The sequence below is a fragment of the Methanomethylovorans sp. PtaU1.Bin093 genome, assembly GCF_002067275.1.
In the GTDB taxonomy this organism is placed as follows: Archaea; Halobacteriota; Methanosarcinia; order Methanosarcinales; family Methanosarcinaceae; genus Methanomethylovorans.
In genome coordinates, this window is sequence record NZ_MVQX01000073.1 from 1 (window position 1) to 18255 (window position 18255).

General features: G+C 44.3%; 18 protein-coding genes and 1 tRNA gene. 13 read left to right on the top strand and 6 right to left on the bottom strand.

Annotation, left to right across the window (positions count from 1 at the left end):
• Both A4E24_RS08185 and A4E24_RS08190 read left to right on the top strand, forming a co-directional pair.
• On the top strand, nucleotides 1-1537 hold a 1537-nt coding region (locus A4E24_RS08185), incomplete at its 5' end, for a PGF-pre-PGF domain-containing protein (RefSeq protein ID WP_292352793.1).
• Between the two features lie 349 nt (nucleotides 1538-1886).
• Nucleotides 1887-2501, top strand: coding sequence for an LVIVD repeat-containing protein (locus tag A4E24_RS08190; protein ID WP_292352794.1), 615 nt, complete (start codon nucleotides 1887-1889; stop codon nucleotides 2499-2501).
• Between the two features lie 506 nt (nucleotides 2502-3007).
• Here the strand turns inward: A4E24_RS08190 and A4E24_RS08195 are convergent.
• Nucleotides 3008-3187, bottom strand: coding sequence for a type I restriction enzyme endonuclease domain-containing protein (locus tag A4E24_RS08195; protein WP_292352854.1), 180 nt, complete (start codon nucleotides 3185-3187; stop codon nucleotides 3008-3010).
• Between the two features lie 263 nt (nucleotides 3188-3450).
• Between A4E24_RS08195 and A4E24_RS08200 the strand changes: the two genes are divergently transcribed.
• Both A4E24_RS08200 and A4E24_RS08205 read left to right on the top strand, forming a co-directional pair.
• Nucleotides 3451-5667 (top strand): ATP-binding protein, encoded by a 2217-nt coding sequence (locus tag A4E24_RS08200; protein WP_292352795.1) that lies wholly within the window; start codon nucleotides 3451-3453, stop codon nucleotides 5665-5667.
• A 142-nt stretch (nucleotides 5668-5809) separates the two neighbouring features.
• A tRNA-His gene (locus tag A4E24_RS08205) sits at nucleotides 5810-5884 on the top strand.
• Nucleotides 5885-5986: 102 nt separating this feature from the next.
• Here the strand turns inward: A4E24_RS08205 and purF are convergent.
• The 3 genes from purF to A4E24_RS08220 all read right to left on the bottom strand — a co-directional run bounded on the left by purF (nucleotide 5987) and on the right by A4E24_RS08220 (nucleotide 7933).
• The gene (gene purF / locus A4E24_RS08210; protein WP_292352796.1) at nucleotides 5987-7402 is read right to left on the bottom strand and encodes an amidophosphoribosyltransferase; all 1416 of its coding nucleotides are present in this window, start codon (nucleotides 7400-7402) and stop codon (nucleotides 5987-5989) included.
• A 31-nt stretch (nucleotides 7403-7433) separates the two neighbouring features.
• Nucleotides 7434-7604 carry a 50S ribosomal protein L37e gene (locus A4E24_RS08215; protein ID WP_292352797.1) on the bottom strand — a complete coding sequence of 57 codons (171 nt, stop codon included), beginning with the start codon at nucleotides 7602-7604 and terminating at the stop codon, nucleotides 7434-7436.
• Nucleotides 7605-7717: 113 nt separating this feature from the next.
• Nucleotides 7718-7933, bottom strand: a complete 216-nt coding sequence (locus A4E24_RS08220) for an LSM domain-containing protein (protein WP_292352798.1) — start codon at nucleotides 7931-7933, stop codon at nucleotides 7718-7720.
• 235 nt (nucleotides 7934-8168) lie between these two features.
• On the opposite strand from A4E24_RS08220, the gene thiD reads away from it, so the two are divergent.
• The 8 genes from thiD to A4E24_RS08260 all read left to right on the top strand — a co-directional run bounded on the left by thiD (nucleotide 8169) and on the right by A4E24_RS08260 (nucleotide 14549).
• Nucleotides 8169-9566 carry a bifunctional hydroxymethylpyrimidine kinase/phosphomethylpyrimidine kinase gene (gene thiD, locus A4E24_RS08225; protein WP_292352799.1) on the top strand — a complete coding sequence of 466 codons (1398 nt, stop codon included), beginning with the start codon at nucleotides 8169-8171 and terminating at the stop codon, nucleotides 9564-9566.
• A gap of 47 nt (nucleotides 9567-9613) precedes the next feature.
• A complete protein-coding gene (gene trmY / locus A4E24_RS08230) occupies nucleotides 9614-10228 on the top strand; it encodes a tRNA (pseudouridine(54)-N(1))-methyltransferase TrmY (RefSeq protein WP_292352855.1) in 615 nt (204 codons plus the stop codon).
• 55 nt (nucleotides 10229-10283) lie between these two features.
• A complete protein-coding gene (locus A4E24_RS08235) occupies nucleotides 10284-11576 on the top strand; it encodes a tRNA pseudouridine(54/55) synthase Pus10 (RefSeq protein ID WP_292352800.1) in 1293 nt (430 codons plus the stop codon).
• A gap of 42 nt (nucleotides 11577-11618) precedes the next feature.
• Complete coding sequence (locus tag A4E24_RS08240) at nucleotides 11619-11903, top strand: 50S ribosomal protein L21e (RefSeq protein WP_015324135.1); 285 nt, start codon at nucleotides 11619-11621, stop codon at nucleotides 11901-11903.
• Between the two features lie 128 nt (nucleotides 11904-12031).
• Entirely contained in the window at nucleotides 12032-12385 is a 354-nt protein-coding gene (locus A4E24_RS08245; protein WP_292352801.1) for an RNA polymerase Rpb4 family protein, read from the top strand.
• A gap of 78 nt (nucleotides 12386-12463) precedes the next feature.
• On the top strand, nucleotides 12464-13060 hold the full coding sequence (locus tag A4E24_RS08250) for a DUF655 domain-containing protein (protein ID WP_292352802.1): 597 nt from the start codon (nucleotides 12464-12466) through the stop codon (nucleotides 13058-13060).
• A gap of 14 nt (nucleotides 13061-13074) precedes the next feature.
• Nucleotides 13075-13887: a 16S rRNA (adenine(1518)-N(6)/adenine(1519)-N(6))-dimethyltransferase RsmA gene (gene rsmA, locus A4E24_RS08255; protein ID WP_292352803.1), complete on the top strand. Its 813-nt coding sequence runs from the start codon at nucleotides 13075-13077 to the stop codon at nucleotides 13885-13887.
• On the top strand, nucleotides 13887-14549 hold the full coding sequence (locus tag A4E24_RS08260; protein ID WP_292352856.1) for a HemK2/MTQ2 family protein methyltransferase: 663 nt from the start codon (nucleotides 13887-13889) through the stop codon (nucleotides 14547-14549). The genes rsmA and A4E24_RS08260 overlap by 1 nt, the downstream gene beginning before the upstream one ends.
• Here A4E24_RS08260 and A4E24_RS08265 read toward each other — a convergent pair.
• Nucleotides 14510-15364, bottom strand: coding sequence for a 2-oxoacid:ferredoxin oxidoreductase subunit beta (locus tag A4E24_RS08265; protein ID WP_292352804.1), 855 nt, complete (start codon nucleotides 15362-15364; stop codon nucleotides 14510-14512). The genes A4E24_RS08260 and A4E24_RS08265 overlap by 40 nt on opposite strands.
• Nucleotides 15364-17088, bottom strand: coding sequence for a 2-oxoacid:acceptor oxidoreductase subunit alpha (locus A4E24_RS08270; protein ID WP_292352805.1), 1725 nt, complete (start codon nucleotides 17086-17088; stop codon nucleotides 15364-15366). The genes A4E24_RS08265 and A4E24_RS08270 overlap by 1 nt, the downstream gene beginning before the upstream one ends.
• Nucleotides 17089-17330: 242 nt before the next feature.
• Between A4E24_RS08270 and A4E24_RS08275 the strand changes: the two genes are divergently transcribed.
• Nucleotides 17331-18149, top strand: coding sequence for an ATPase domain-containing protein (locus A4E24_RS08275; protein ID WP_292352806.1), 819 nt, complete (start codon nucleotides 17331-17333; stop codon nucleotides 18147-18149).
• Nucleotides 18150-18255 lie beyond the last annotated feature (106 nt).

The following is an 18255-nucleotide window of genomic DNA, read 5'->3' on the forward strand; positions in this document are numbered from 1 at the left end:
CATCACACCTCCTGCATCCGTCACTGATCTTGGAGAAACTGATGTCGGTCCAACCTGGATCAACTGGACGTGGACAAATCCCACAGCTCCGGACTTCAGTCATGTGATGGTGTACCTGAACGGTGCATTTGTGACAAACACATCCGGTAGTTCTGTCAATTACTACAATGCAACCGGACTTACTGAAGGACTGACTTACAGCATCGGTCTACACACAGTCGATACTTCCGGGAACATCAATTCCACATGGGTGAATGATTCAGCAACTACTCCAATACCTTCAGACATCACACCTCCTGCATCCGTCACTGATCTTGGAGAAACTGATGTCGGTCCAACCTGGATCAACTGGACGTGGACTAATCCCACAGCTGCGGACTTCAGTCATGTGATGGTGTACCTGAATGGTATATTTGTCACAAATACATCCGGTAGTTCTGTCAATTACTACAATGCAACCGGACTTACTGAAGGACTGACTTACAGTATCGGTCTACATACAGTCGATACCTCCGGGAACATCAATTCCACATGGGTGAACGATTCAGCAACTACAGTGAAACTCCCGAAGGTCTTCGGCTTATCGGGGACCAATATCACAATCAGCTCGATAACACTGATATGGGGAGCTTCTAGTGACACTTTCAGGGTGGAAATATTCAGGGATAATATACTTATCGGGGATGTACGCGGAGTAACAACATATGTAGACAGTAACCTGAGCAGTAGTACGAAGTATAGCTATACCTTGATCCCATACACTGTGAATGGACTTGAAGGTAAAGCTGTGAGCATTAGCCTCACAACAGCTTCTCCCAGCAGCGGCAGCGGCGGTGGTGGAGGAAGCAGTACCAGCAAGACTAGCAGTGGTGGTGGAGGCGGCGGTGCAGGCAGTGCTGAAGACTTTACAAATGTGGTAATGAAAGATGTGGACACTGAATACCTTGCAATGAATACCAATGTTACCTATGAGTTCACAAGAGAAGGTAATCCCATTCAGTCGGTCAGCTTCTATTCTCTTAAGAACTCGGGACAGATAACGTCTACTATAGAGGTGTTGCACAATAGGTCCAAGCTGGTGAAAAGCAGCCCTGAAGGACTTATCTATAAACATGTCAACATCTGGGTGGGCAAGTCAGGGTTTGCCACGGCAGCTAACATTAAGGATGCTACTGTAAGGTTCAGGGTCACTGGCTCATGGCTTGAGGAAATGGGTGTGAACCCTGCAGATGTTAGGCTACAGAGATATAATGGAAATGCATGGGAAGTGTTGCCTACTACCATGGAAAGCAACACTACAAGCTATGCAATATTCGAGTCCCGGACACCGGGTTTCTCTCCGTTCGCTATCACTGCTGAAAAAGCAGTTGTGGCATCTGTGGACGATGAAACTGCTGAAGGACCAATTATGCCAGGGGATGTAGGTGTGGAAGAAACACAATCCGAAAGGTCCGGAATATGGACATTCATGTTGGCCATTCTGATAATAGGTACTCTTGCAGTAGGATATGCGTATCTGAAGAAAAGGCAAAATTGATCTATGCTACCCCTGTACAAAGGTACAGGGGATTTTACAGCAAAACCAGAATAATCTCTGATGCTATCCAATAGCTGAAAAAGTTGTTTCTATCCTCCCTTATTTTCTATTGATCCCATCTATTGATGTTTGTCAAATGAAGTTGATCATATTGTCCTTGGAAAGAGATTAAGAATATATAATTACATAATAAAAATATATTTCTATTCACAATTTTTATTGCGTATGTTCAAATAGTGCCTCATACCATATATTTCTATGTGTATCCACTAAGGCAATTTCCCATAAACTGGTGGAGTGGGTGTATATACAAATCATATCAAGTAGATTCATCTTTTCTGGAATTGTATTGCTGTTCCTTATACTGATGGCTGGACTCGGTTCAGCTGATAAGGTTAATGTGGAGCAGGTGGGACACTTTGGTGGACATATAAGTGGTGTTGCACTAGAGCACAATTATGCATATATTGGACAGGGTAAAGATCTTGTTGTGCTGGATATAAGTGATGTTTCCAATCCTTCAGAAGTGGGAAGGGTAATCATTCCATCAAGGGTGGATGAGGTTGTTTTGTCGGAAAATTATGCTTTTATAACCGGTTATGAGAATGGTCTTTTTGTTGTGGATATCACCGATCCTTCAGTACCAAAACTTGTTGGCAGCTATGATACTCAAGGAGCAGATAATATTGCTGTTTCAGGCAATTACGCCTACATAGCTGTTGGTGATGGTCTTGTGATACTGGATATCAGTAATCCTTCTGGACCAGCATTTGCAGGTAAATATAACATTGGTTCTGCATTGGACGTAGCCGTGGCAGGCAATTATGCCTACATAGCTGGTTGGGTCACTGGTCTTTCCACCTTGAATGTAGAGAAACCCGCAGAAAAGACATCGGGATTCGGCTTCTTGCTGGCAGTATCAGCAATTGGAGGCGCATTTATGGTTTTAAGAAGAATGAAGTGATATAAGTAGTAAATCTATAATGAGAAATAGGTATCAATAACAATTGTTAGCAGGGTATTAGATAAGTCGTGTTACGTAACTCACTCAGCACTAACACTTCCTCCAAAAGTGTTCAGCACCTACAACATTTATGCACGACTTATCAAACCCATTTTCGTTGGGGTCTAAATCCATTTCTTCCATAGGGGAGGGATATAACTTGTGGCATCCAAGCTTATGATATTTAGAAGAATACACCAAGATATCATAAGCTTGTGGCCCTGTTCTTTCCCCCATATGCACATATATGCATCTAAAGGCTTATAAAATGTTCTTTTTGAATGCGTTTACTACAACATATATGATTCATATAGAACTTGATTCGCAGTATACGGAGGCTTGGAGTCGTAAAGGTGGTACCCTTGAGGCTCTGGGTAGACATCAAGAAGCTCAAATGTGCTATGATAAGGCTAAGGAATTGGGATATAGGAATGAAAATATCCATTTTCATTTTCTACAAATTGTTTCTAGCATATATACATACCTACAACCCACAGCTGCCCGTTCATGTGAAGTACTTCTGCCTGCATCAACACGGTCTGAGTAGCTTTCTTCTGCTTGTCTGGAGGATGCCCATACTTACGCAATATCCTCTTCATAAGCACACGCATCTCTGCACGTACATTCTCTCGCACGGTCCAGTCAATAGTACAGTGGCTACCAGTTCCCTTGCAATTGTCTGCAGGATATCATCAATGATAAGGTCAATGAACTCCTTGATGACATGAGCGGTTTTTATGAAACGGTTATAATAGCTTCTAAGAGCCAGCTCAAGAATATCGGAATTCTACAGAGGCCCAATTTTTATTGTTAATTAGGTGATTATGGGTAGCAAAAAGAATATAATCTTTATTATTATATTATATATAAAATATTTATTTGTAAATATACCCGGGAGCTATGGAAAAAGATGATCATATGGGCAAAGGCGTTCTTTTCAATGTTTGTCGTATTTATTTTATCAACATTGCTGCCTTACGCGGGAATAAATGAAAATGCAACATTCAAAATACAACTGATCCTGATATTCTGTGTTTGTATCGTTGTTTTTTATCTTTCAGTTACCTATTCTCTTTCTGTTTCCAAAGATCATGTACCTGTAAATGGTGAGGCATGCCGGTCTCAGGTGCCGGCAGTTAATGGATCTCCTGTACCCCTGGTTCCTGATCATTCACCTAATAGTTTCAGATATGAGTTCCCGGAAATAATGTCTATTCTCTCTCTCCTTTCTGGAACAGCGGAAGGTATCGATAAAATATTAGGCCATATTGGGGAATTGACAGATTGTACAAGATGTTCCTTCTATGAGATACAAGGTACTGTCAAGATAGCTAAAAGAAAATATCTCTGGGTAAAGAACGGAGCTTATGTCCAAACGGATGTATTCCATAACTCCAGGATGAAAATGTTCCCTTTGGTATTTAGCAGTATGAACAGCAAAAAAACAGTGTATATAAAGGATGTTCTGGCATATGCTGACCAAGCAGCTCCCGATCTGAAAATGCTGCAGAAGCAGGTAAAAGTTTCTTTCATTGCCATTCCACTGGTCAATGAAGGGGAAGTCTTTGGTTTCATAACCGTTGAAGATTCTAAAGTAACCGGTTCTCTGGAAGAAGAGCCAGGGGATCTGATCTTTTTATCAGAACTACTAAGGATAGCGATAGTTCAGAAAAAGTTCATAGATGAACTCTCTTTATTCAAAAATCTTGTAAACAGGTCTAATGATTATATTATAGTAATAGATCGCAACAGTTCCAAGGTACTGGATGTCAATGAAACGCTCTGTGCTCAGACAGGGTATTCGAGAACAGAGTTCATGGCAATGGATAAAGATCTTTTGATGGATACAGTGGGTAATTTCTGGAATGGGGCTTTCTTTGAAACTTGTGGGAGTCGCTATCTGGATGTTGATTCCAGTTTCAAGGCAAAAACAGGAAAGAAGATACCTGTGGAGATCAACGTCACATTTATAGCACACGATGACAGTGGATATGTCCTTGCTGTTGCCAGGAACATTACTGAGCGCAAAGAAAGGGAGATCATGCTCCAAAAGACGAGAGATAGGGTTGAACTGGCTCTCAATGGCGCTGATCTGGGCATGTGGGACTGGGATGTGGCCACCGATGAGCTTGTTTTTAATGAACGCTGGGCAGAAATGCTTGGCTACAGGGCTGCAGATCTTCCTCCTAATTTTAGAACGATAGCTGGAATGATCCATGAGCAGGACAGGGATAGAGTGATCTCTGTCCTCAGAAACATCAGACCCTCCTCTCCTTTCTTTGAGGAAGAGTTCAGGGTCAATACCCTAGGTCAAGGATATAAATGGTTGCTTGTAAGGGGTAAGGCCACAGAGTTCGATAATGAAAGCAAGCCATGCAGAATAACGGGAACTGCTATGGATATTACCCAACGTAAACAATCTGAAGAACATCTCAGACAATATGCAGATAAACTACAGCGCTCAAACGAAATGAAAGAGTTGTTCACTGATATCTTGCGACATGATCTGCTTAATCCGGCAGGAACTATCAAAGGATTCACTGAAATATTGCTTGAGAACGAGAACAATGCACAGAAAATATCAATTCTTGAGAAGATCCATAAAAGTGATGCTAAACTCATCGATATGATCGATACTGCATCCAAGTTAGCTAAACTTGAATCTCAGGACGGTCTTGAATTCTCTGTAATGGATATTGGTGGGATCATTCATAGTGTAGCTGAAAACCTACGGCCCATGATCGAAAAAAAGAAAATGTCTGTTATCACACGTTTCTCTGGGACCCACAGTTCAGCTGTTAATCCCATAATTGAAGAAGTATTTGCTAACTTCCTCACCAATGCCGTGAAGTACAGCTCTGAGAACACATCTATATCCATTGATATATTTGATGAAGGCAATATGTGGAAAGTAGCTGTCAGCGATCAGGGTGAAGGTATTTCCGATGCTGATAAACCTTATGTTTTTGACAGGTTCAAGCGGGTCACAAAGAAGGGTGTCAAAGGTAGTGGTCTTGGCCTTGCCATAGTTAAAAGGATAGCTGAACTGCATGGTGGTGAAGTGGGTGTGGAGGATAATCCTGAAGGCAAAGGTAGCAGATTCTGGATCAGGTTGAATAGGGTTTGAAGATCACAATATATTTTATATTAAACTGACCCGGATGACATCTATTCTTCATGTGGTCCCTGATCCCCATGAAGGAAAAGTTTATGTAAGAGAGATACATGTATAGGGTGCTCGTGTTAACAACACGTAACACCTACTTCGAGCCGGGGTGGGGTAGCGGTTATCCTGTGGCCCTGTGGAGGCTACGATTCGAGTTCGATTCTCGATCCCGGCCCCATTTTCAAACATTTCTATTTTAAAGTTCATTTTTCTCTTAAACTTATCTTTCTTCGTATTCAGTAATAATACCCTACATACTATATCCAATGATGAAAAAAGCTTAGGAGAACTCGTTGAGTTTCAGTTGTCTGCGTGGGCAGTATTCACCCGGTATATCCAAAGGGTATTCACTTGTGAGGCATGCAAGGCACAGGTTTTCCTTTTCGATGCCTATTGCCCGGACCAATCCCTCTATGCTTAAATATCCAAGTGAGTCAGCATTGATCACGGCTTCGACCCCTGCCACTGTTTTATGAGCTGCTATCAATTCATTTCGGGTACCCATATCTATTCCAAAATAACATGGAGCTATTATCGGAGGGCTGCCAATGCGTGCATGTATCTCTTTTGCACCGGCACGCCTTATCATATCAATGATACGCCTGGAGGTAGTCCCCCGTACTATGCTATCGTCAATAAGAACTATCCGCTGGTCTTTGATGTTCTCGGAGATAGTGTTCATCTTGAGCCGCACAGCTGTTTCGCGCATTGCCTGTCCAGGGAGAATGAATGTCCTGCCAATATACCGGTTCTTCATTAGCCCTTCACTATACTTTATATTTGCTTCGTATGAATAACCAATTGCAGAAGTTATTCCTGAATCAGGCACAGGCGATACAATATCTGCTTTTACAGGATGTTCACGGGCAAGTTCTCTGCCTATCTTCTCCCGGACATTATACACAAGCTTACCATTAATGATAGAGTCAGGACGTGCAAAATACACATATTCGAACACACAATGTGCATGACACTTCTCCTGGACCAGACGATAGCTTTCAAATGTATCGTTCTTAAAAACGATCAATTCCCCAGGCTCTACTTCCCTGATCAATGTCCCATTGAGCGTGTCTACAGCAACACTTTCGGAGGCAACTATAAAGCCACGATCGAGTTCCCCTATACATAATGGTTTAAAACCCAGGGGATCTCGTAACGCATATAACTGATCATCTATGAGTATGGCAAGTGAATAGGAACCCTTTAGCCTTTTGATCACATTTGAGATAGATCCGATCGGGTCGTGGCGCAATAGTTCTTTTACAAGAAGGTGCGCGATCACTTCTGTGTCGGAATTGGTAATGAATATACGACCTTCCAATTCCAGTTCATTTCTCAGGGCTCTGTAGTTTGCCAGGTTTCCATTATGGGCGATCGCTATAGTACCGCTCTTATACTTTACTATCAGGGGCTGGCAGTTCTCTATTTTTGAGTCCCCGGTTGTAGAGTACCGTACATGGCCTACACCTACGTTGCCTTTTAGTTCCACAAGGTCTTTCTTGGCATATACTTCGGGCACCAATCCCATACCTTTAATGGATTTACCATGCAGTCCATCATGCACAGTGATACCTGTGGATTCCTGCCCTCTGTGCTGCAGGGCATAAAGGGCATAGTATATCTGAAGAGCAGTTGGGTTGTCTGTGGATGCGCCATCCTGCATCACAACACCAACAACACCACATTCCTCTTTCATCTATACTCCAAAAGAGAAAATCTTATGACGCTTAGAATTTGCACTTACGTTCCCATTTATAACTTCTCATACGTGGTGTCCTGCCAAAACCACATGCAGTACACTGCTTTGTATGGATATTAAGTGACACTCTACCACAGCGCCTACATGTTACATGTGTGCGCTTTTGCCTTTTTCCCATCGAAGGAGTACCTTTTGACATCTATCTTCACCTTTTTTACTATTTCGTCTCTCTATTTAATTATCATTATATTTACTATCAATTAGTTAACCATGTATCAGGCGAACCCCAGACAGTACCATAGGATAAATATGTTACGGGGATACGTATACTACGTTGTCACCCCTTATTATTACAGTACCCAGTTTCCTAGCCTCTCCTTCCTTAAGCTCTTCAGCTTCCTCGAGAACAAGGTTCATGTGTACATCGTAGCCCTGCAAATTTCCTCTGAACTCGCGGGCTCCTTTCAATCTCACAATAACAGGTGTGTTCAAAGCATCGTTCAGTATATCAAGAGGTCTGTTTCCCATTTAAAGCCGCCCTCATCTTAATAGATCAAAGTAGTCCGGAATGATATGTGTATCAACGGAATGATAGCATTATACTGGTCACCATTGTGTATAGTCAGATATAAAACTATCGAACATGGTATTACATTGACGATATGAAGAACAGGGTATAGATCACCCCAGACCATAATGTATTTAGGACATTGTCCATATTTCTTCCCGTATCCTTATAGTGATCCTTTTTGCAGGAACACAGATGGTGAACATAATGTCCGGTATTCCCGTGGTAATGACAATAGCAGGTTCTGATTCAGGTGGCGGTGCAGGTATTGAAGCTGATATAAAGACTTTCGCAGCCCTGGGGGTACACGGCAGCTGTGCCATAACTTCTGTCACGGCGCAAAATACAACGGGTGTGCTCAGCGCCTATGATCTGCCTCCCCATGTGATAAGTGCGCAGATAAATGCCGTATGTTCTGATATGGATGTCAGATGGGCAAAGACAGGCATGCTCTCTTCTGTTGAGATAGTTGGTTTAGTGGCAAAAGAGGCACGTTCCCATAGATTATCTCTTGTGGTGGATCCTGTGATGGCAGCGGAAGCAGGTGGGGACCTTTTGCGTAAAGATGCTGTGAAGGCACTTAAAGAGGAACTGCTTCCATTCAGCAAGGTGGTAACGCCCAATGTCCATGAAGCATGTACGCTCTCAGGTATTGATATTAAGGATGTGGAGGATGCAAAAAAAGCAGCAAAAAAGATCACAGAGTTTGGTGTAGAGGTCGTGATAGTCACAGGCGGCCATCTAGATGCATCTGATGTGGTATATGAAGCTGTTTCTGATAAATTCACTGTGGTACCGGGTAAGTTCCTGGAAGGTGGCACCCATGGATCGGGATGTACTTATGCTGCATGCATTGCAGCTTTTCTATCCAAAGGACATTCGATCATAGAAGCTGCCACGTTTGCAAAATCCTTTGTTGAAAAAGCTATAATCAGCAGTGTGAAAGTGGGGCATGGGGTGGGACCTGTGAACCAGCTGGGTTCAACTCTCAGGGATGCTCATCGCTTTGCAGCTCTTCAAAATACTATTTCAGCTGCTGATTTACTGGTCTCATGTGATGATTTCGGGCGACTCATTCCGGAAGTGGGGTGTAATATTGCCATGGCGATCCCTTCTGCCACTGTAGTGGCAGATGTGGCCGGAATTAACGGACGTATAGTCCGTGTAAGGGGCAGGCCCTACATCGCAGGAGTTGTGGAACTAGGAGGTAGTGGACATGTTGGAAGAATGGTTCTTGCAGCTATGGAATTTGATCCGTGTGTAAGGGCAGCTGTCAATTTAAGGTACTCGGAAAAAACACTTCTCATATGCAAGGAATTGGGGCTTTCTATTTCTTCTTTTGACAGGGCTGATGAGCCGGCACAGGCCAGTACGACCGGTACCGTGGATCGGGACGTGACCTGTGCAATTGAGAAATTCGGTTCAGCTGGTTTGAAAAAAGTGCCTGATATTATATATGATACAGGCGGTCTTGGTAAGGAACCCATGATCAGGCTTTTCGGAAAAAGTGCTGAAGAGGTTGCCTGTCAAGCAGTTAAGATCGCAAGATCATATTCCAGCATCAATGATACTGATGATCATATTGGTGTTTGATCTTTGTGTGTAATATGCGAAAGTTTATTCTTTAAATGGATGAGAACATGCAGGATTTCATTATAATTGGACATAAGGCTGTTACAACCGGAGGCTTTTCGCTTAATGATATGCCAGGCTCTGCAGGAAGGATGGATATTCTATGCAGATGTATAAATTCGGTTTTTTTCCTGTCTCACGATCTGCGACGGGACGTGCAGGCACATCTGTTACTTCTGGGTGAGCCCAATCCTCCCAGGGTCATACGTTTCAATGGCGAGAAACTGAGATATCTAAATCCGGATGAAAGAAGTGCAGGCGCATTGATCAAAAAAGCATTGGAAATAGATGACATCTCTTCCATTGAGACCCGCTCGACCCCGGGAGTCTGGATAAGGGAAGCTGATCTAAGCACTTTGCTGAGTGAATTTTCCAGTGATGGTCGCAAAATATTTTACCTCAGGGAAGATGGTGAAGATATACGGAGTATCTCTGAGGGGCTTAAAGACGGAGTTTTTATCCTTGGGGATCATCTCGGGCTTACGGAAGATGAGGAAAAACTTGTACTGGGAATGTCCGCAGGCACTATCTCAGTAGGGCCGCTATCATTACATGCAGATCATTGCATAATCCTTATACACAATGAGCTAGATAGAGTTGCGTTCGGTCAGATACAAAGATAACTGTTTTATCTTGGTTTGCCATTAGATGACCAGGACATAAATTCAGAGTGATTAGATGAGCATATTCGATACCGCTAAGATGATAATCCATGAAGGGCCGATCTGCGACAACTGCATGGGAAGGCAGTTCGCAAAGTTATCCACGGGCCTTACCAATGCCCAGAGAGGTAATAGTCTGAAGATGGCGCTTGCCATGGAAGGACACCGGATACATAAAGAAGAAGGAGATGATTCTCTCCTCAGGGAGCTTGCTTCAAGCTCCGGTTATGTGAGAAAGGTACTTGGCGTGCATGGGGAAGACGAACGTTGCTGGGTATGTCTTGGTTTGTTCATTGACCTCGAAAAATGGGCCGATCTTGCTGTTGCTGCACTTGAAGGTCTTGAATATTCCAGTTTTCTTGTGGGCACCAAGGTCAGCGGCCTTCTGAGTGAGAACGAGGAGATCCTCTGGAGCGAATGCAGTATTGCCCATGCCGAGCAGCTAAAGACCGAAATGAACAGGGAAGTGGGAAAACTTATCGCATCCAGGACAGGCAAAGTGGTGGACTTCGAAAAGCCCGAGATAGTTGTGATGCTTGACCTCGCTGCCGAGACCCTGAGCCTTCAGATAAGATCTCTTTATATTGAGGGCCGCTACAAGAAACTTATCAGGGGGATCCCTCAGACAAGGTGGCCATGCCGTAATTGTAAAGGCAGAGGATGTGAAAAATGTAATTTTACCGGTAAGCAATACCCGGAATCTGTAGATGAGCTGATAAAAAAAGATGTTGTCGATGCAGCCTCTGCTGCTGATACTGCATTCCATGGTGCAGGAAGGGAAGATATCGATGCTCTCATGTTGGGCAGTGGCAGGCCTTTTGTGGTGGAGGCCATCAGTCCACGAATTCGTACCATCGATCTGAAACAGCTTCAGGAAGCTATTAATACTCATGCCGGCGGTAAGGTGGAAGTACATGGGTTGCAGGTCGTATCAAAGGATACGGTAGAGAAGCTGAAAGCAGCTCATGCGGATAAAGTATATAACCTTAAAGTTACATTCACTGACCCAGTTTCAAAGGAAGAACTAATATCAGCACTGGAAAGTCTTTCAGGTGCAGAGATCCAGCAACGCACGCCTCAGCGCGTATCCCACAGAAGGGCTGATCTGATCCGAAAAAGGTATGTCCATGTTATAGAACTTTTAGGATGGGAGGCAGACCATGCAATAGTGAGGGTCAGCTGCGAGGGCGGCCTCTATGTAAAAGAACTTGTATCCGGCGATGAAGGGCGGACCGTTCCAAGTCTCACCGGAATATTAGGTAAGCAGGCAACAGTTGCTGAACTTGATGTAGTGAACGTTGACATTTGAGCTATTATCCATTAATCACAATACATACAACGGAGAAGAATTATGTCACATGGTGAGAGACACTGTACAAGGTACAAATTGAAGAAGACCATAAGGGAAAGAGGTATTTCCCCAGTAAGTAAGGCTATTCAGGAATTCAATAACGGACAGATGGTACACATAGATATCGACCCAAGTGTCCAAAAAGGAATGCCAAATCCGAAATTTCAGGGAAGCACGGGTAAAGTCGTTGGCCAGAGGGGCAGAGCTTATCTATTGCAGGTAAGGGACGGGAATTCCATGAAAGAGGTAATTTCCCTGCCGCAGCACCTGAAACCTCAGAAGTGATGGGAATAATACCTTCACTGGCAACATTTTAAGATCATTATCGATAAATATATCTTGATGTGTGATTATAAGCTATATGTTATCGATAGAGTTCCACATACTGTAGGATACATTAAGAGTGTATTTAGATGATAGTAAAGAACATTCTAAGTGAAGAACTTCTGACCATCTCTGAGGTCAGGGAGATGCTCAATGAGATCATGGAAGATCGCCTAAGTAAAGGAGAGGAGCTCAGGTACGAGCTACGTAAGGCTATCAACCATGCGGAGATGTTCTCCAGGATGAGCGCCCAGAGGTCACGGGAACTTGTTAACAAGCTCATGGAATTGGAAAAGATGAAACCAGAGATCGCTGTACGGATAGCCGACATAGCTCCCCAGACAAGGGACGAACTCAGGACCCTGTATGCAAAGGAACGGTACACTCTTTCCGAATCCGAGCTGGACTCGATATTGGACCTTGTGAGCGAGGCAGTAGAATAGATTTATATTTGAATATCCCATTTTTATTTTGATTGTTGTACGCAAGCATTAGCGGTTAGTTTTACGGAAGTGTTTAGTATGATGACAAGGGGAAAATCACCTGAAAGAGAGGACTACGCATGGATCATAGATTATCTGCCCTACGGCAGTAGTGTGGATTCCAAGCCCTCCTACCAGAAAAAACCTCTCGTTCAGGCTGTAGGGGAAAAACACTTTGCCCTCATGGAATTAGTACCTAAAGAGAATGCAGTACCTCAGATCGGGTCGAGGGTCTATATTGGCGAAGGGGACCGTGATGTTATTGATCATGTTAAGCACAGGATCGGTTTCAATGATCTCAGCCATGGCTCTCAGCTAGAGCTTCCATATATGGTTGAGAAGATGGTACTTCTTGATGAGCAGCGTTTCGTGGATTTCTTCAATGATGCGCATCCTATAACCAATCGATTGCACATGCTGGAACTACTTCCGGGTATCGGGAAGAAGCTCATGTGGGCTATCATCGATGAACGTAAGAAAGGCAATTTCACCAGCCTTAAAGAACTTCACGGAAGAATAGGGGGCCTGCACTCTCCTGAAAAGATCATCGCTAACCGTATAATCGATGAGCTCAAGGACGACAATATCAAATACAGGCTATTTACCCTGCCTCCCCGCCGTCCCAAGCAGGAATAAGGGTGGAAGTATCCTTGGTCCGCAGTATTCTGCGCCATTATGGCATACATGGAGGGCAGCATGACCAGCATTTTCTGGTGGATGAGGCTATCCTGGACAGGATAGTCGAATCTGCAAATATTGCTCCTGATGAGACTATCCTTGAGATCGGTGCAGGCATAGGCAACCTGACAGAGCGTCTATTGCGCCGGGCCGGCAGAGTAATAGCAGTCGAATTTGATCCAAAGCTTGTGGCTGTACTGGAAGACAGGTTCAGGGGAGAAGAGAAACTGCAGCTTATCCACGGGGATGTCCTGAGGGTGGAAATTCCCGTCTTCGATAAAGTAGTGGCGAACCTGCCGTACTCCATTTCTTCGGAAATAACCTTCAAGCTCTTCAGGTACGATTTCAAGCTGGGGATACTAATGTACCAGTATGAGTTCGCCCGGCGCATGATCGCAAAGCCTGGATCAGATGATTACAGCAGACTAACAGTGAATACTGCATACTTTGCAGATGCATCTATTATTATGAAAGTTCCAAAAGGTGTTTTTTCTCCTCCGCCTCAGGTAGAGTCCGCTGTGGTAAAGGTCTGCCCAAGGCCAGCTCCTTTTACAGTAACTAACAAGGATTTTTTTCTGAAGTTCGTAACAGCGGTCTTTACCAAAAGGCGCAAGAAAATAAAGAACGCCATTGTAGAAAGTAACCACATGTTAGGCATACACAATGTCAAGCAGGTCGTCTCCAGGCTGCCTGAGAACCTGATGAAACTGCGGCCTGAGAATCTGGACCCTGCTCAGCTTGCTGCACTTTCCGATGGGATACTTGCAATGCAGCAGGAGGCATGATGCCCTGCATCACTCACAGGAAAGCCAGTGTGAAATTTGCTGATGATGTCTACGAGCCTGCAGAAGATTCTTTTTTGCTTGCCGATGCTGCACTCGAATATGCAAAGAAAGGCATGAAGATCCTGGAAATAGGCACAGGTACAGGTTTTGTTTCTGCGGTTCTGCAGTCAAATCTGGACGTGGACCTGCTTGCTACGGACATAAATCCCCATGCTGTGAAATGTGCTTGTGACAATGGAGTTCTGACCATCAGGGCCGACATGTTCTCTGCGTTCAAGCCGGTCCAGTATTTTGATATGATCATTTTCAATCCTCCATACCTTCCCACTTTAGAGGAGGATAAGGTCCCAGGCTGGCTCAACTACGCTTTTGATGGTGGTGTCGATGGTACGGGACCTCTTTGCAGGTTCCTTGAAAAAGTTTCTCTTCATCTTCGTCCCACCGGCATCATACTACTTTTGATCTCATCGCTTACAGGGATCGAAAAGACGAAGCTCTGGATGGAAGAAGCAGGCTTTGAACCGGAAGTTGTGGAAAAAGAAAAGTGTTTTTTTGAAGAACTGGTGGTCTTAAAGGGCATCCGGAAGGATAAACCTCAGAAAGATGAAGTGATCCGGCAAGATCACATGAACGAATCTATCAATTCATCTACCAGGGTCTGATCTTTAGGGCTGCTAATAAGAGTTCCTTCTCCAAGCACACCGAATCCGTCTTCAAGGGTAGGTTTCTCTTTCTTGTAAAATATTCCTATAGGGATCCGGTCTCCCCATTCAAGCGATCTTTCAAAAGCCTTGATCCGGTCATCAGGCACATACCCTTCTTCATCAAGCCTGTATACTCTTTCTGTATACCACTTGAATGTGTTGAGTTTATTAAAGGACACGCACGGTTGCAAAATGTCCACCAATGCAAAACCGCGGTGCTTGATCGCTTCTTCCAGAATGCCTGCCAGATGTTCGATATTCCCTGCATATCCCCTCGCCACAAAGGAACAGTCCAGGGAAATGGCAAGAGCAAGAGGGTTTAGAGGTGTATTTACCACCCCATGGGTCTGGACCTTGGTCTTCATACCAAGCTCACTTGTAGGAGATGCCTGTCCTTTGGTAAGGCCATATATCTTGTTATCGTTAACAATGGCAGTTATGTTAGGATTACGTCTGATGGCATGGATAAGGTGATTACCGCCTTCTCCATAAGCATCCCCGTCCCCGCCTACTGTGAGGACCGTCAGTTCATGGTTAGCTATTTTTGCCCCGGTGGCCGGAGGCAATGTTCTTCCATGCAGCCCGTTGAACATATTACATTTCATATAATGGGGAAGTTTACCTGCCTGTCCTATGCCGGACACCATGAGGACCTCATGCGGAGCCTTACCTATGTTCACCAGTGCTTTCCTGATAGCTTTAAGTATCCCAAAGTTCCCGCACCCTGGGCACCATTCGGTCTCAATGTCAGGATAATCCTCTATCGTGACCATCAGATCACCTTCTTCTCATGCAGGGCACGCATTATATATCCTGGAGTGAAAGGCATGCCATCATACCTCAGCAGGTTCATATCAACAGATATGCCTGCTTCGGCTTTCAATAGCTGTGCGAACTGCCCAGTCGCATTACTCTCCACACATACGGTCGTTCCTTTCCCTGTAATCATATTCCTTATCTCTTCACTTTTAATAGGGTATATATGTGTGAAATGCACGAGGTTCAGACTTTGTCCTTCTTCGTTTAGCAGCTCCACTGTTTCTGCAAGGGGTCCATATGACGATCCCCATCCGATAAGAGTAACATCTGCTTCCTGAGGTCCGTACACATCAGGTCCTTCCATTTCCATTGTAAGCCCTTTAAGTTTCCTCATTCTCTTTTCCATCATAAGGATACGATTATCCGCTGTCTGGTCAATGTGTCCCTCCTCATTGTGTTCATCGCTATCCGCAACTACAAGGTGCTTACTCTGACCAGGCAGGGCACGGGGTGAAATGCCATCAGGTGTGATACTATATCGCCTGTATGTGTCCATAGTTCGCAGTTCATCATCTGATAACAGATGTCTATCAATGGTGATCTTTGAAGTATCGAACCGCTCGCAAGTGAACTGGGCATCGGCAAGGTATTGGTCACTCATGATAAACACAGGGATCTGGTACTTGTCCGCCAGGTTAAAAGCCTTGGCCGTGAGATAAAACGCATCCTCAGGGGTCTTTGGTGCAAGTATGCATCGGGGAAACTCTCCCTGGGAAGCGTGCAATGCGAACAACAGGTCCCCCTGTTCGGTCATCGTAGGCAGTCCGGTAGCAGGCCCGGGACGCTGGCCAAGGAATATTACGGCAGGTGTCTCCGTCATACCTGCCAGCCCTAAAGCTTCAGCCATAAGACTGAATCCACCTCCGGATGTAGTGGTCATGGCTCTGGCACCGGCAAAAGATGCACCCAATACCATATTAAGGGCGCTGATCTCATCTTCCGCCTGTTCGACTATCACATTGAACCTGTCTGCATGTGCAGCCACAAAATTCATCACTCCGGTGGAGGGGGTCATAGGGTAAGAGGCAAGGAATTGCACGCCTGCCGCAAGCGCACCAAGCCCTACAGCATCATTCCCATCTATTAACATCTTCCTTGAAGTTCTGCCGGCCTTTGCAAAAGAGTATTTACACTTGTCCTTATAGTTATTCTGCGCATGTTCATAGCCGGCTCTTGCGGCAAGTATATTAGTGTGAACTATTTCTTCTCCTTTTTTTGAGAACGTATCTCTTAACACATCTTCCAGATATCTCAATTCAAAGCAGAGCAAGCCCAGGACAGCTCCCATGGCCACAGTGCTTGTATATAACTTGCTGCCACCGGTCCCTTTTGCTATTTTCTGGAATGGCACATCAAATAGTTGTTTGTCATAGCTGGGAATTTTAAATTCTTCTGCGTCCAGGAGTACAACACCATCATTCAGCTCTTCCATGTATTTTTCAAGAGACTTTCTGTCCAGTGCGATCAGCATATCCAATCTATCCGACATCGCTCTTACTGGCCTGTCGCTCACCCTTATTTGGAAATAGTTATTCCCTCCCCGAACCCTCGATAGATAGTACTGTGTTGAAAAAACATGCAGTCCACTTTTTTGGAACGTCTTTGCCAGCGCAAGGCCTATGGTTTGTATACCCTGTCCGGCTTCTCCTCCTATTCGTATGCTTATGTCGTGTTCCATTTCCTTCCCCCTTGAAAGCTAAATGTATCCTCTGATGTTTGCGATGAACCCATGGGATCAAAGATGCAAATTCAAAATCAGCGCATCCGGTTATCATAATACTATTGAGGATATCCGCTTATATCATTTACCCATAATTTTTGTCGGTGATGCTTCGATCATTCTTCTCAGCTATTGTCTGCTGGAATAGCCAGCTATATATACTTATAATTATAATATGCAAAATATAAATAATCTCGAATATGGAACTCAGTGATAGAATGGAACGCGTCCCCACAGGCATAGAAAACCTTGACACAAAAATAGGTGGAGGCTACCCACAAGGAAAAGGGATACTTTTAACAGGTGTTCCGGGTACCGGTAAGACTATATTTGGACTCCATCTGTTGTACCGATCCTGTTCGGATGGTAAGAAATGTGTGCTTATAGCAACTGAAGAGTCGCCCGAGGATCTGCTGCAGCAGGCAGGTATGCTTGGCTTAAAGTTAGATCCTTTTCTGGAAAATGGCCTTCTTAGTATCAAGCAGGTCCTGGAAATAAGGGCAGGAGCAGTGGCCAGAGCGGCCCATATTGTAGATGGGTTCAACAACACTGAGATCGATCTTATTGAAGAATGTGAACTGGACAGATCCTTCAGGCATGATCAGGTGGGTTTCAACATTGGTGCGATGGACCTTGTGGATGTGGTAAAACTAATTCCGGATGATGCTAACGTAGTGGTTGTAGATAATCTGGGAGTGCTTACCTTTGGTCTTGACATGAAGCAGTTCAGGGATAAGTTCGACACTCTCAATCGTGTACTATCCGCTAAGCAGATCACTGTAGTATATGTAATGGACGATGCTGCATACCAGTTGACCCATCAGATAGCTGATTACTCGACACATGGGGCTATAAAATTGTTCGTGAAGGAAAACCCATATACAGGAAAAATGGAACGTTTCCTTAGTATCCCGAAGATGCGTAGTACGTCGATATCATTGGACTTTATCTTATTTGATATCACTGCTTCGGGGATCCAGTTAAAGGGCTCCAAAGGTAAGCTTATAGATGTGGGTTAAGGATGTGGGATGTTGCTGAGTTCCAATATATGATGCCTGTATCGTGTAGCATTATTATTGCAATGGAGTGACCAGCTTCTTTCAAGGTACATGTGGATCAGTATTT